We start from the raw sequence: 13,155 nt of genomic DNA, 5'->3' as shown, positions 1-13,155 counted from the left end.
AATAATTTAAATACTCTGTGTTAAACAGAAAATCAGATCGATGTAGCTCATGATAAAACGTCTCTGTCACAGGGTTTGTGACAAAACTTTAAACAGCCAAGCGTCGAGCTAATTTCTAATGTTCTCTTTAAAATAGAAATAGACCTCCTATTGCTTATTTTTTTGCAAGCTGAACTATTTGAATAATGCTATTTTTTTCTCATTAATCAAAAGTGGAGCTAATCATAACAGAGTTAGCTTATGTGAAACTTAAGAGACAAAATATTACACCCCATTGATTTTATTTAAATTTTAATGTTAAAGCAGGTTGAGCAAAAAATATTCTATTGGCGCCGAGATAAACCTGCGATAGATGGCTAAATGACGTGATGAGTGGTTAAGGCTGACATATTAGCCTAGGTTGGTTCTCAAGGAACCGACCTAGGCTTTTTAAGAGGGTAAATTTTCATGACATACAAGGCATTAAGGGCTACCACTGTTAAAGGTGCCTATGGTGATTAGAACTGAAATGGCCATGATGGGGGGGCCCTGAATGAGAGTGATGATGATTTTCAACATAGGCTCCTGCTGGAAATGCGCGAGGATAAAAGTGAAAAGGAGTGCCCCAGTGGGTATGAGTGTGTCTTGAGTTTGTACAGGAGCCTCCAAAACAAAAGGGGAGTAAGCAAATACCACCAAGCGTTATCAACAAAGCAGCAATGGGTAAAATAGGTGCAGCTGCAACGGTGACTGCGCCAGCAACACCAGTGGCCGCGGCTGAAAAAAGAATGGGTGCTGCGACAGCTGTCGCTTTCATTGTGAATGCTGCTACAATTCCCAAGGTTAATATCGCTCCTGTTGCTAATGCAGCCATGCATTTTAAAATAAAGCTATAATTATTTCCGGTTAAATCTATTAATTTCGAACTCATGAGCTTGCTCCTGGAATTAAAATCTATCGGAACATTAATCTTCGTGATCTTGCCAAGCGCAGTCAACTTTTTTTGCAGAGAGTCGGTGCAGAATAAAAATTTTTGTTATTATTCGCAGGGTAGACAACTATTTCTGATTGGCCGTTACCTATTTCAATGGTAGGTATTTTCTAATTGCAATCATTGAATTATAACGCAATAATCAACTCCACTTATAAGACCCCAGACCTCATAATTTAATTCAACAAGTTAAGGATAATAATGAAACGGTATTTATTAACAGGATTGATGCTAACAGCATTTTCTTTTACTTCGGTGTCATACGCTGATTTTATTTTTCAATCAGCTCATTCCACGGCATGTGAAGATATTCCGGGGAAGTGGACTGGTCATGGAAAAGCAACCAACTGGTTAACAGGGGAATGCCAATACCATGGTGCAGGCATACTCAGTAGCCTTGATAGTTCTGGTCATTTTAAAGTAGAAGTGACTGCAGATAAGGATTCTGGTAGTGTATTGTGTCCCAAGCATGCGCATGAAGAGCTTATGGGTGCCTGTATGAATGGTGTAGTAACAATCATGACTGAATATGGAAATTTAGCAGGTCATTTTTCCAGAAATCAAGGTAATGCACAAGGAACCTTATCGGTGGGGCCTGGCATGAGTGCTGAGGTCTTTGTTGTCTTCGAAAGAGTAGGATAGAATGTTCTCTCTTTTTAATGTAAAAAATACAGGTTTTACTGAGTTAAAATGAATAAAAATAAGCTGCTTTTTGAGTTTTTAGCAGAACTCATTGACGTGGAAATTAAAAAATATGTCAGTCTCGCCTCCAGAGGAATTGGCCCCGATGCTCGTTTAAATGCTGCTCTTGTTTACGATGAAGTAAATGAGCTCTTATTCTTTGGAAAGCGTTTACTGGATGAAATTCAAGCCAATAAGGATGCTGATCAAATTGATGATTCTGTCTTTTATAATCTTTTTGATCAGGTAAAATTTTATATTGAGCAAGAGCACCTGCGTGCTTATGCGGGTAAATTGTTGGATGAAAATAATATCCATACTACGGTAGATACACGCACCTCCAAACAATTAGAAGTATTGGCTGAAATCGCAGCGTACGCAGAGGTTGATCTTTCAATAAGGTCAAAACCTGTCACGGAAATACAAAAGCAGTGCCAATTTGATAGTGCCAAAATCATTAAGTGTATTTTGACACTTGCTAAAAAGGTAAGGGAAAATCCTCACATGGAATTTGATGAAAAAATACCTCCCCATGCCCAAGCTATACTAAGAAGAAATGCAGCTACTAGATACCATCAGGTTGCTAAAGAAATTGATGAGCTCTATCAAAAGTGTGAGCTGGTGTTAAAAGACTCCCCATTAGAAGCATGTGTTTCTCTTCTTACAAAAGAAGAGGCATGGGCGCACTCTGCCAAACACCAAGGGCAACTTAATATCCTGCTTGAGCGTTACAAAAGTCTAGAACCTGGCTCTCGCTTATTTTCACCAACACACACCTGGCTTGAAGTGGCTGCTATTTCTTCAAAGGCAGAGGGATATCAGCCGCATAAACAAATCGCTGCAGCGAAATCATTATTTTCAAGCCGTCATGTTCTGTTTGGTGGAGTTATTATTGCAAGTAGCTGTGTTCTTGCCTTACTTTCTTATTTTTCCACACAACTGGAAGAAAATTATCCTTCTCTCCAATTGTAAACTCATGAACGCTCAAGGTGAATTTCAAATTTATGATTAGGAATCTTTTTAAGAACATGTGAACTATGTTGCTGTTCATCTTTTGGCTAATTGCAAGTCTGTTTATTTATGGGAACTGAAAATAATGGTTGCCCGTCCAGCGCATAGTTATAGACAAGTTCAATATTTTGATCAAAAAATCGTTTGATCTCACGACTTGAGCAAACGTTGGATTTTATTGATGCATCCAGCGTTTGAAACGCTTCCTCCTGACTGTTCAAGATATAATTCTTTTGATTTTCATTAAAGTTAACTAATTGGAAATAATACAATAGCTTATTTTGATTAGACTCTACTTTGACTAGTTCAGTGTGATTATCAATTTTAGCAGGTAAGTTTTTATTAAGCAGGGTGGCAATAGCATTTAATTTTTGCTCAGTACTCTGAGTATAATAGGTTGAATTAAAGTAGAAGAATAGTAGAGTCAATAGAACACTTAGGATAACGATAACTTTAGTAAATAGTGCTAAAATTTTAGAGCCTTTATATTGCGTAGCACTGTTCCAAATAGCAATCCAAATGAAAAGGGTGTAAATCATTGCTAGCAGAATCAGGATATAAATCGGTAGAGTACCTACTTTATTAATAATTGTAATGAGATGGGTTGCGATAATATAGAATCCAATGTTGATTACTGTAATAACCAGTACACCAAATACCCAAAAAGTAATCCACAAGGGTATATCGCCATTTAGCAGTTTCTTAAGAGGGGTGAGCAATCCACTCTTTTTATGAGCATTAGAGGGAGACAAGGATTCCATATTCTTTTCCTTAGAATGCAATTATTCTTTCATTTTCATGAGATAGTTGGTTGATTAGCAGGATTGATGCCAAGTGAATAAGGCTCTTGCGCATTTGCTGGCGCAAGAGACATTGTTATCTCCAGCAGCGGAATTGGCCTCGATAATTAATCCAGCAATCTGGGCGTCCAGGTACCATTACGGCGCCTGGGCCTGGATGATTGGGTACGCATCTGCCATTAATGGTCATATGATAACCAAAACCACAGCCTTGAGCAGCCGTTGTAGCGGATGAGTAAAATACGCCACTAATCAACAGAGTACCAAATGCCAGAGGCCCTAATAACGTTGAAAAGGATAGAGAACGAGTCTTCATGACAACTCCTTATTTCATCCTGTGTCTTCCTAATTATAGAAATTTTAGGGATTAATTGTGCGTAAAGAAACAGCAAAGAAAGGAGAAAACTTTAATTTAGCCTGTTAGAGGGTTCACTCGCAATAAGGTGTGGTTGCTCTTTTGTTGCCAGAATAATTATCGTATAGTAAAAGTTTAATCATAATAAAAGGACTACTTATGTTGAGAAATAAGCCTGCACATGGTCATGTCAATCAATCAGGTCATTTAGCTCAAGGTTATCCAAGGCAATATCACGGTTATCCCGGGGTTATGTTCACTCCTCCAGTCAATAATGTTCCTGCAGGACATCACCCTAGTCATACTAATACGACGACTGTGGTTTCTGTTCATAGCCATCCTGGCCATAATCCTCCGCATGTACACCATCATTCAGATCAAGGCATGTATCCACATTCAGGACGTTTTCCACGATTTTAGGAGACTCCAATACAACCCTGAAAGTGACATAGTCGCTGAAGGGTTTCTTCCTTCAAAGAGCGGGCTTTTATCTGCTGAGGATCCTCGGTTTGCTCTGTCTCTTAACCACATTTCTGCCTACACCCCGCGGACAAGCCGCGGGACTTCGGAAAGCGAGAGCTGGACTGAGTTTTCAGAGAGATGTAGAAGATGCGGTGTCTTGCTCAAGATGACGGTAATTTGTGCAAGATAACCGTGTGTAGAAAAATAGTTTAAAAAATTGCAATGGTATAAAATGAAGTGGAGAAAAATCTCTAGCTTTATAACGGTATCATGTTAAAAATAAACCAAATAAAACACAATTTTTTTACGAGATCACCAAGCCAACTTGAGGAGCTGCAATTTAAAGAGAGTGATTTCGATTTAAAGCAGCTTAATCTAGAATTTTCCTCAACCTATCAGCTCTTTATTTCCAATAAAGGTACTCTTACAAAAGAGAGTGAACTTCTTTTATATCTAAATTATTTATGCGAAGTAATGATGGGTTACTATCAGCTCGATTACGTTGAGGCAGATTTAAGCAGATTATTACTAAAGAAAAAAGAAATAGAACAGTTTATAAAACAAGAATGCTGTAGAGCGAATCCAAATAAGACCTATTCAGTGATATATGGTGAAACAAAAAAAAGCACTTCAGATTGTACCTTAATACTGACCCGCTCTAGCAGATGTCGTGAATACACGTCTACTTTAATTACAAATTGCTCCTATTGGAATTACAGTCGCAGCCTTGCGAATTATCTCATTATTTATTTACAGGAAAATGGTTTTGCCGCTTTTATGAAAACGATTAATGAAAAAATAGGTCCTCATTATAGTTTGCAGGCTTTTATGAAATGGCTGGATAAACCGCAGAAAATTTTACGTCTCTCCAGTATTATGCTGTATGTGTTTCGCTTTATGACCAATCTAATGGTTTTACTCAAGCACGTTATAAATGCTGCAATAAGTAATAAATTATCAAGCAAAAAAGTGCTGACTCAGGAAATAGAAAAACGCGGCTTTACTATGGCCAATGATATGGTCTGGGGGAGCGTAAATCTGTTAAGTAACTATAATCGATTTTTTCAGTTATCTTCTTTGATTATTGCGCAAATTAATTTAGCATTTTTAGTCTTTGATCTTGCATTGTTTATTGTGCACTGGTCAGTGGATAGAAGGGACTATAGTCGACGTGTAGAAGAGCTTAAACAACAAAAAAGGGAAGTTTGTTCTTCTCTTGAGCAGGCTGTGATTAGTCGACAGCTTGATATTATGCATGATGAATGGAAAGTGGAGTGCGCCTATTATCAATTTAATATCGTTGCAGCCAGCCTATTAATTGTGGCTTTTGCTGCCACATTGATTGGCTTTGGTCCTTTGGCCTTAGGTGTTTTTGCCGCGCTTAGCATGTTTGGTAATGCTCTTTATAATACTTCTGATGAATACAAAAAGTACAAGCAAGCAAGTATCTCTGTTTCTCGGGAAAAGAGTAATGGCAAAACGTCAGAAGATGATTGCCATTATAAATTGCTCCATCAGTTGCATGCCGAATCTTTACAGGCCAACAAAATCTTTTGGAAGACATTAATCTTTAATACAACAGCAACCGCGTGCATTATTACTGCTGCCGCCATCTCTTGGCCCATTGCTTGTATTTTAACGGTGTCTTATTTGACTTATCGAATATTCGATAATTATCAACAAACCTATCGGGATAAAGACAAAAAAAAGCTTTCTTATGATATTTACCGTTTGTTTAAAGCGGATAATTCAATAACTCCTGTACCTAAAAGAGAAATACCTGTAGAGTTTTGTTGTCAGTAATTGATTAGCGTGCTGATTACAAAGACGCAGAGTAATGGGATTTATAAGAAATTTATTAGATGGCATAATAGACTCTGAAAATGGCTGGTAGATTATTCGTTTGCTTACGAATCACCTTTGAAATTTTTCTCACTAGAATACAAGGAAAAATATGGAAGAAATAATTACTCTTGCTCTTCGCAATTTTACCTGGACTTTATTTATCTTAAGTATGATAGTGGCCTCTCTTGTTTTATTGTTTAGGCCAAAACCTCTAAGCAAGGCTGAAATCATCGATGTTTTGTTCTCTTATTTCCTGCTGTTCAATGTGGGTATTAGCTATTTGTATAATTTTATTATGCATGTATTTTTTGGCGACTTTACTGCGCAGTTCATTGGATGGGCACAAAGTCCATTTCAACTTGAAGTTGGCTTTGCCAGTTTGGGATTTTCGGTAGTGGGTATTATCAGCTTCTGGAGTGGGCTTGGTTTTCGGGCAGCAACACTCATTGGACCTGCTATGTTTTTATGGGGAGCTGCTGGTGGTCATCTTTATCAAATGGTAACAGCCGATAATTTTTCTCCAGGAAATGCCGGCTCAATTTTTTGGAGTGATATTATTATCCCAGTCATCGGATTTATACTGCTGTGGCTGCAATATAAAAATCCAAAAATACAACATTAATCTCTTGTAGTCTGAGATTGCTCCCGATAGCGCTCCAGGTATTTTCTTGGCAGCTGTCTGCCTTTCGCAGGCTTGCAGAAGAATCCTACTTTCAGTTTAGTGATACTCTATGGTAGGATTGACGCTTGTTTAGCCGGAATTTGAATATGGATATTCTATTAATCAGTGTTGCGTTAATTTTTTTCTATCTCTCCTTTGCTCTAATTAAATTCTTTGATTCCTTGTCTAAGGAGTAAACGAATGAGTGTTTATTGGCTGTGTGGCTTAATTGCATTGATTGTATTCATTTATCTATTGATTGTTTTATTTAAGCCTGAACTGTTTTAGTCAGGTGTAAATGGATTTTCTATGTTAGAGATAAGTATTCTTCAAGTGGTGCTCTACTTTTTTGTTCTTCTTCTACTCATCAAGCCGCTTGGTTGGTATATGAGGCAAGTTTATGAAAATAGGCCATGTGGTTTAAATTGGTTAGGGAGGTCGCTGGAGCGAGGTATTTATCGATTATGTAATATTAACCCTGAAGAGCAAATGAGTTGGAAAAATTATTTAAGTGCAATGCTTATTTTTAATTTATTAGGGTTACTTATCGTTTATTTAATACAACGCTTGCAATTTTACCTACCGCTTAATCCACAAAAATTTGTAGCGCCTTCACCTTATTTATCATTCAATACAGCGGTAAGTTTTATTACCAATACCAACTGGCAAGCCTATAGTGGTGAAGAGACAATGAGTTATTTTACTCAAATGCTTGCACTTGCAGTACAAAATTTTATTTCAGCCGCAACAGGTATGTCTGTATTAGTAGCGGTCATAAGAGGTATTGCAAAACATGAAGAGAGCGGATTGGGAAATTTCTGGGTGGATATGGTCCGAAGTATACTCTATATTCTTTTGCCTCTCTCCTTGATATTAGCTGTTATATTAACCTCACAAGGAGTCATTCAAAATTTTAAACCCTACGAAAAATTTATCCCTCTACAGGGAGAAAGCCAGGCTATTTCTCTACAGGATACTTTAGGAAACAACATTCAAGAGAGCCAGGTGAGCTCTCAAATGGAGGCAGCACAACAGATGGAACAACTGATTCCGATGGGTCCTGTTGCCTCCCAGGTAGCAATTAAGCAATTAGGAAGCAATGGTGGTGGCTTTTTTAATACCAACTCTGCCCATCCTTTTGAAAATCCCACGCCCTTAACTAATTTTTTAGAAATGCTTGCCCTATTACTAATTCCTGCCTCCCTATGTTATACCTTTGGCTTAATGGTGCATGATAAACGGCAGGGTTGGGCAATATTAATTGCAATGGCTATTATGTTTATTCCAGGTGCTATTGTAGCCATTGTGGCTGAGCATCAAGGTAACCCCGCGCTGGTAACTTTAGATGTTGATTCTATGCACGGAGACGATCTCTATCCTGCAGGTAATATGGAAGGCAAAGAAACGCGTATCGGTATCGTAAGCTCAGCACTTTGGGCAACTGCAACCACTGCGGCATCAAACGGCTCTGTGAATGCCATGCATGATTCGTTTACACCTCTCGGTGGTTTAGTACAATTATGGATGATGCAATTAGGAGAAATTGTTTTTGGGGGCGTTGGTTCAGGACTATATAGCATGTTAGTGATAGTGATTATCACGGTGTTTGTTGCAGGATTAATGGTTGGGAGAACGCCTGAGTATTTGGGTAAAAAAATTGAACCCTATGAAATAAAAATGGCATCTTTTGTTGTTTTGCTGATGCCTGTTCTCGTTCTGATTACCACAGCTATGGGCGCCGTGACTCCTATGGGTGTGCGTTCTATAGCCAATCCGGGTGCTCATGGTTTTACGGAAATTCTTTACGCATTTACTTCCATGGGAAATAACAATGGAAGTGCTTTTGCAGGATTAAATGCAAATACCCCTTTTTATACCCTCGTTGGTGCAGTAAGTATGCTAATAAGTCGCTTTTGGATCGCTATTCCTGTGATGGCAATCGCTGGGTCTTTAGTTCGAAAAAAACGGATACCTATAAGTTCAGGAACATTAGCAACACATACTCCTCTATTTATTATCCTGCTAGTGGGAATAAGTCTAATTGTAGGTGCATTGGCATTTCTTCCCGCGCTCTCTCTTGGGCCAATTGTGGAACAGCTCATGCTCTGGAGGGAATATGGGTAGTAAAAAACGTTCAGTTTGGAATGTTAAGATAATCATAACAGCGTTAATCGCTGCTTTTTTAAAACTATCACCCCATTATCAATTACGAAACCCAGTGTTATTTACGGTGTATATAGGCGCAATTCTTACCAGTGTTCTTTTTGTGCAGGCTTTGGGGGGAGAAGGGGAAGCACCGTCAAGTTTTATTCTAACCATTGCTTTGTGGCTTTGGTTTACATTGCTATTTGCCAATTTTGCTGAAGCAATGGCTGAAGGGCGTGGTAAAGCGCAAGCAGAGGCTTTACGTAAAACTCGCCGCGACATTCATGCAAAAAAATTAGCTAAACCATCACGTGAAGCAACAATAAGCATTGTTCCATCAACTCACTTGCGTGTAGGAGACGTTGTTTTGGTAGAAGCAGGTGATCTTATTCCTAATGACGGTGAAGTTATCGAGGGGATTGCTTCAGTCAATGAAAGTGCTATAACAGGGGAAAGTGCACCCGTTATACGGGAAAGCGGGGGTGATCGCAGTGCTGTAACTGGAGGAACACAGGTCATTTCGGATTGGCTGATGGTACGTATTACCTCCAACCCGGGAGAAACATTTTTAGATAAAATGATTTCTCTGGTAGAAGGGGCAAAGCGTCAAAAAACACCGAATGAACTTGCTCTTACTATTTTATTGGCTGCATTGACTCTGGTTTTTTTGCTGGTTTGTACAACTTTACTCCCCTTTTCTATTTATAGCGTTACATCGGCCGGTAGTGGGAATATTATCACTGTTACTGTCTTAGTGGCGCTTTTTGTTTGTCTGGCGCCTACCACCATTGGAGGGTTATTATCGGCGATTGGTATTGCTGGAATGGATAGAATGATTCAAGCGAATGTGATTGCTTTATGCGGACGAGCAGTGGAGGCAGCCGGTGATATCGATGTATTATTGCTGGATAAAACTGGAACAATTACTTTAGGTAACCGTCAGGCAACAGAATTTATTCCAGAGATTGACGTCCCTGTTGAAGCATTGGCTGATGCAGCTCAATTAGCATCGCTTGCTGATGAAACACCCGAGGGTCGTAGTATTGTCATTTTAGCCAAAGAAAAATATGGCTTGCGTGGCAGGGATGTTTCCAGGCTAGGCGCTACCTTTGTTCCTTTTGCAGCACAAACAAGAATGAGTGGGGTTAATTTATTAAATCGTGAAATTCGCAAAGGTGCGGCGGAAGCGGTTGAACAATATGTGAAAGCACAGGGAGGTAGTTTTTCAGAGAATTTAATTTCAAATGTGGAAAATATTTCTCGCAAGGGAGGTACGGCACTCGTTGTAGCAGAAGGAGCGAAAGTCTTGGGCGTTATTTATTTAAAAGACGTCATTAAGGGAGGGATTCGTGAGCGATTTGCTCAACTAAGACGCATGGGTATTAAGACTATTATGGTAACAGGTGACAATGCACTTACAGCAACGGCTATAGCCGGAGAGGCTGGTGTCGATGATTTTCTGGCAAATGCAAACCCTGAAGAGAAATTAAAATTAATACGTCGCTTGCAGCAGGAAGGTCATCTGGTAGCAATGGCTGGTGATGGTACTAATGATGCACCTGCACTTGCACAAGCTGACGTTGCTGTGGCGATGAATACAGGAACGCAAGCTGCCAAAGAGGCAGGTAATCTGGTTGATTTGGATTCAAATCCTACTAAATTAATTGAAGTCGTCGAAATTGGCAAGCAGCTTTTAATGACTAGAGGAGCGCTTACTACCTTTAGTATTGCCAATGATGTGGCAAAATATTTCGCAATTTTGCCTGCAGCATTCTCGACCACGTATCCAGCTTTAAATGCATTAAATATTATGCATCTTGCAACGCCTGATAGCGCAGTTCTCTCAGCAGTTATCTTTAATGCACTGATTATTATTTGCCTTATACCGCTTGCATTACGCGGTGTGCGTTATCGACATGTGTCTGCCATAAGATTACTGCGTAGCAACGTCATCATTTATGGATTGGGAGGATTAATCGTGCCATTTGTGGGTATCAAAATAATAGACATAGTTTTAGTCACACTTGGCTTAACAGGATAAATAATGATTACAGGATAAATAATGATTAAGGAAGCTTGTAAACAATTAAAATCGGCCGCCATACTTCTCCTCATACTTACTTTGGTGACGGGGGGATTTTATCCTTTAATAGTAACAGGAATCGCCCAATTTTTTTTCCCGTGGCAAGCCAATGGTAGTTTAATAAAGAAAGATAACAAAGTAGTAGGTTCTATGTTAATTGGTCAGGCATTTAGTGGTCCCTATTATTTTTGGGGACGTCCTTCTGCAACGACTCCTTATCCCTATAATGCTGCCAGATCAGCTGGTTCGAATTGGGGTCCATCAAGTCCTGCTTTTTTAACGACAATTAAGAAACGTATTGTTCATTTTCGCGAATATGAGCCGAGCGATAATCGTTTAATTCCCATTGATTTAATCACAGCTTCAGGCAGTGGATTAGATCCAGAGATAAGTTTATTGGCTGCTTTCTATCAAGTTTCGCGTGTAGCAAAGGCTCGAAATATACCTGCAAAAACTCTTGAAGCGTTAATCAATCGCTTAACAAAGAAGCGTACTATGCTTGTTCTGGGAGAGCCAAGAGTTAATGTGTTGGAGTTAAATCTGGCACTGGATGAAATAAGCAGGATGCACGCGGCAACAGCCTCCTAACTAAATATTTTGTTTAAAATTACAGTCCCAACCACCGTATAAATTGATTCGTGGCCTTTAACTGAACCACTCTATCATCAAGTTGTACAGAGTAACTTTTAATTTGTTGAGTATTATCTATCTCTTCAATATTGGGCTTGACGTCTTTTATTTTACCAAGAGGAACTAATTTCATATGGGTAATGTAATAGCCTCTTTGTAACTGTACATCAGGAACTACAAAATGTATTTCATTCCAAATAGACTGATACTCCATACTTTGATGACTGAGAACTAAAATTTTTTTAAATTCTGGTTCACTGAGCGCAATGTATTCCACGTTATTAATTTGACGTCTAAGCATACGGCCGACTGGTGGAGTGGTTTGAAATACACGCTCATAGTCAACAGCTGACATCACTACCACAGGATCACTTTCTTCACGGTATTTGTTATGGTTTAGATCGGCAAAAAGAATCTCATCTCGCATGTCATTTTCAATAGGAAAAGCATCAATGATCTGCTTATTTGCTGAATTTGAGGAGTATCGGTCGCAATTTAAAAATCTGGATTGTTCAAACCAATTCTCATTAGGATAATAAATGACAAACAGTGATTTATCTTTAATAGTGTTAATAATGTCTTTGGTATGATCAAGCGGCAAGGCTGGACAACCCCAACTTCGTCCAGCTCTGCCGTATTTTTTTATAAAATTTTCGTCCACATACCATCCGCCATGCATAACCACATAGCGACTTGTCGCATTGTCATTAAAACCTTTGTCCAAACCTGTTAATTTTAAAGAGAGACCGTCACGTCCGTAGTAGGTACTATCTGTGAGATAGACACCAATACTGCTCGCTTTGCTGTTATGTTTATTTGAAAAATAATTGGTTTCCAGACTTCCCGAACGAATACCATGAGAGACATAGGTATGAAACAATAATTTTTTCTTATCCATGTCAAAAACCCACAGACGTTTTTCACTGGAAGGTAGTGAATAATCAATAATGGTCAGAATATTATTATGCGGCACATTGAACTGCTCAGCACATTTTACTGAGGTTAAAACCTTATTAATAACCGCAGTATTCAAAGTAGGAGCTTCCTGATGTAACATTTCTCTTATCCCACTCAAAGGAATAGTAGTCATCCGGGGGTATTGATATTGATTATTAACAATAGAATGAAAAACTTTTATCACGGGGTTATTTTGAGGGTGTAATTCCCTTTGGAGTGGGGCTGCTGAAGTCAGGGAAAAACAGGCCGAAGTGACTGCTAAAACGAATAGCAGGCGTTTCTTCATGGTATCTCCTTGATTGCACTCGGTGAATTATTATTCTTAAAGTTAAATATAGTTCATAATGAATAAATTATATAATTTTTGTAAAATATTTTTCTATTTCTCCCCTGCTAGGATTTGACTACAGTCTGCTGAAAATTCGTGCTAAAAAATCACGTCTCACGTTTAGGCTAAACCATGGATCCCGGATAGGAGAGGGTATGTCGAAGTTATCACTCCAATCGTTAAGCCCCTTGGTATGATGAGCTCCTTTAGGGAAGAGAGGGTATTTA

At 38.9% G+C, this 13,155-nt stretch carries 13 protein-coding genes; 9 read left to right on the top strand and 4 right to left on the bottom strand.

All coding sequences use genetic code 11. The features are described 5' to 3' along the window. Positions 1 to 478 precede the first annotated feature (478 nt). Positions 479 to 910: a hypothetical protein gene (locus clem_RS07940; protein WP_094091145.1), complete on the bottom strand. Its 432-nt coding sequence runs from the start codon at positions 908 to 910 to the stop codon at positions 479 to 481. 261 nt (positions 911 to 1,171) lie between these two features. Between clem_RS07940 and clem_RS07935 the strand changes: the two genes are divergently transcribed. Then, a complete protein-coding gene (locus clem_RS07935) occupies positions 1,172 to 1,612 on the top strand; it encodes a hypothetical protein (RefSeq protein WP_094091144.1) in 441 nt (146 codons plus the stop codon). Between the two features lie 48 nt (positions 1,613 to 1,660). Continuing rightward, on the top strand, positions 1,661 to 2,623 hold the full coding sequence (locus clem_RS07930; RefSeq protein ID WP_094091143.1) for a hypothetical protein: 963 nt from the start codon (positions 1,661 to 1,663) through the stop codon (positions 2,621 to 2,623). A gap of 86 nt (positions 2,624 to 2,709) precedes the next feature. Here the strand turns inward: clem_RS07930 and clem_RS07925 are convergent, their stop codons facing one another. Continuing rightward, positions 2,710 to 3,423, bottom strand: a complete 714-nt coding sequence (locus clem_RS07925) for a hypothetical protein (RefSeq protein ID WP_094091142.1) — start codon at positions 3,421 to 3,423, stop codon at positions 2,710 to 2,712. Positions 3,424 to 3,538: 115 nt separating this feature from the next. Next, on the bottom strand, positions 3,539 to 3,778 hold the full coding sequence (locus clem_RS07920; RefSeq protein WP_094091141.1) for a GCG_CRPN prefix-to-repeats domain-containing protein: 240 nt from the start codon (positions 3,776 to 3,778) through the stop codon (positions 3,539 to 3,541). Between the two features lie 198 nt (positions 3,779 to 3,976). On the opposite strand from clem_RS07920, the gene clem_RS07915 reads away from it, so the two are divergent. The 7 genes from clem_RS07915 to kdpC all read left to right on the top strand — a co-directional run bounded on the left by clem_RS07915 (position 3,977) and on the right by kdpC (position 11,601). Further along, positions 3,977 to 4,237, top strand: a complete 261-nt coding sequence (locus clem_RS07915) for a hypothetical protein (RefSeq protein ID WP_094091140.1) — start codon at positions 3,977 to 3,979, stop codon at positions 4,235 to 4,237. 312 nt (positions 4,238 to 4,549) lie between these two features. Continuing rightward, entirely contained in the window at positions 4,550 to 6,082 is a 1,533-nt protein-coding gene (locus clem_RS07910) for a hypothetical protein (RefSeq protein ID WP_094091139.1), read from the top strand. Between the two features lie 151 nt (positions 6,083 to 6,233). After that, a complete protein-coding gene (locus clem_RS07905) occupies positions 6,234 to 6,746 on the top strand; it encodes a DUF6790 family protein (protein WP_094091138.1) in 513 nt (170 codons plus the stop codon). Between the two features lie 240 nt (positions 6,747 to 6,986). Next, positions 6,987 to 7,073, top strand: a complete 87-nt coding sequence (locus clem_RS15415) for a potassium-transporting ATPase subunit F (RefSeq protein ID WP_094091137.1) — start codon at positions 6,987 to 6,989, stop codon at positions 7,071 to 7,073. Between the two features lie 21 nt (positions 7,074 to 7,094). Beyond that, complete coding sequence (kdpA, locus tag clem_RS07895) at positions 7,095 to 8,909, top strand: potassium-transporting ATPase subunit KdpA (RefSeq protein ID WP_094091136.1); 1,815 nt, start codon at positions 7,095 to 7,097, stop codon at positions 8,907 to 8,909. Continuing rightward, complete coding sequence (gene kdpB, locus clem_RS07890; protein ID WP_094091135.1) at positions 8,902 to 10,971, top strand: potassium-transporting ATPase subunit KdpB; 2,070 nt, start codon at positions 8,902 to 8,904, stop codon at positions 10,969 to 10,971. The genes kdpA and kdpB overlap by 8 nt, the downstream gene beginning before the upstream one ends. 21 nt (positions 10,972 to 10,992) lie before the next feature. Next, the gene (kdpC, locus tag clem_RS07885) at positions 10,993 to 11,601 is read left to right on the top strand and encodes a potassium-transporting ATPase subunit KdpC (RefSeq protein ID WP_198333085.1); all 609 of its coding nucleotides are present in this window, start codon (positions 10,993 to 10,995) and stop codon (positions 11,599 to 11,601) included. Positions 11,602 to 11,620: 19 nt separating this feature from the next. Here the strand turns inward: kdpC and clem_RS07880 are convergent, their stop codons facing one another. Next, entirely contained in the window at positions 11,621 to 12,886 is a 1,266-nt protein-coding gene (locus clem_RS07880) for a murein L,D-transpeptidase catalytic domain family protein (protein ID WP_094091134.1), read from the bottom strand. Positions 12,887 to 13,155 lie beyond the last annotated feature (269 nt).

Origin of the sequence: Legionella clemsonensis, assembly GCF_002240035.1 — a bacterium.
Lineage (GTDB): Bacteria > Pseudomonadota > Gammaproteobacteria > Legionellales > Legionellaceae > Tatlockia > Tatlockia clemsonensis.
The sequence above is the reverse complement of the archived record's forward strand: the minus strand, read 5'-3'. Positions and strand labels throughout refer to the sequence as shown.

What these genes read in the sequence shown, in the direction of transcription:
- clem_RS07940 (WP_094091145.1), bottom strand. Translation starts at nt 910, where the DNA reads ATGAGTTCGAAATTAATAGATTTAACCGGAAATAATTATAGCTTTATT.
- clem_RS07935 (WP_094091144.1), top strand. Translation starts at nt 1,172, where the DNA reads ATGAAACGGTATTTATTAACAGGATTGATGCTAACAGCATTTTCTTTT.
- clem_RS07930 (WP_094091143.1), top strand. Translation starts at nt 1,661, where the DNA reads ATGAATAAAAATAAGCTGCTTTTTGAGTTTTTAGCAGAACTCATTGAC.
- clem_RS07925 (WP_094091142.1), bottom strand. Translation starts at nt 3,423, where the DNA reads ATGGAATCCTTGTCTCCCTCTAATGCTCATAAAAAGAGTGGATTGCTC.
- clem_RS07920 (WP_094091141.1), bottom strand. Translation starts at nt 3,778, where the DNA reads ATGAAGACTCGTTCTCTATCCTTTTCAACGTTATTAGGGCCTCTGGCA.
- clem_RS07915 (WP_094091140.1), top strand. Translation starts at nt 3,977, where the DNA reads ATGTTGAGAAATAAGCCTGCACATGGTCATGTCAATCAATCAGGTCAT.
- clem_RS07910 (WP_094091139.1), top strand. Translation starts at nt 4,550, where the DNA reads ATGTTAAAAATAAACCAAATAAAACACAATTTTTTTACGAGATCACCA.
- clem_RS07905 (WP_094091138.1), top strand. Translation starts at nt 6,234, where the DNA reads ATGGAAGAAATAATTACTCTTGCTCTTCGCAATTTTACCTGGACTTTA.
- clem_RS15415 (WP_094091137.1), top strand. Translation starts at nt 6,987, where the DNA reads ATGAGTGTTTATTGGCTGTGTGGCTTAATTGCATTGATTGTATTCATT.
- kdpA (WP_094091136.1), top strand. Translation starts at nt 7,095, where the DNA reads ATGTTAGAGATAAGTATTCTTCAAGTGGTGCTCTACTTTTTTGTTCTT.
- kdpB (WP_094091135.1), top strand. Translation starts at nt 8,902, where the DNA reads ATGGGTAGTAAAAAACGTTCAGTTTGGAATGTTAAGATAATCATAACA.
- kdpC (WP_198333085.1), top strand. Translation starts at nt 10,993, where the DNA reads ATGATTAAGGAAGCTTGTAAACAATTAAAATCGGCCGCCATACTTCTC.
- clem_RS07880 (WP_094091134.1), bottom strand. Translation starts at nt 12,886, where the DNA reads ATGAAGAAACGCCTGCTATTCGTTTTAGCAGTCACTTCGGCCTGTTTT.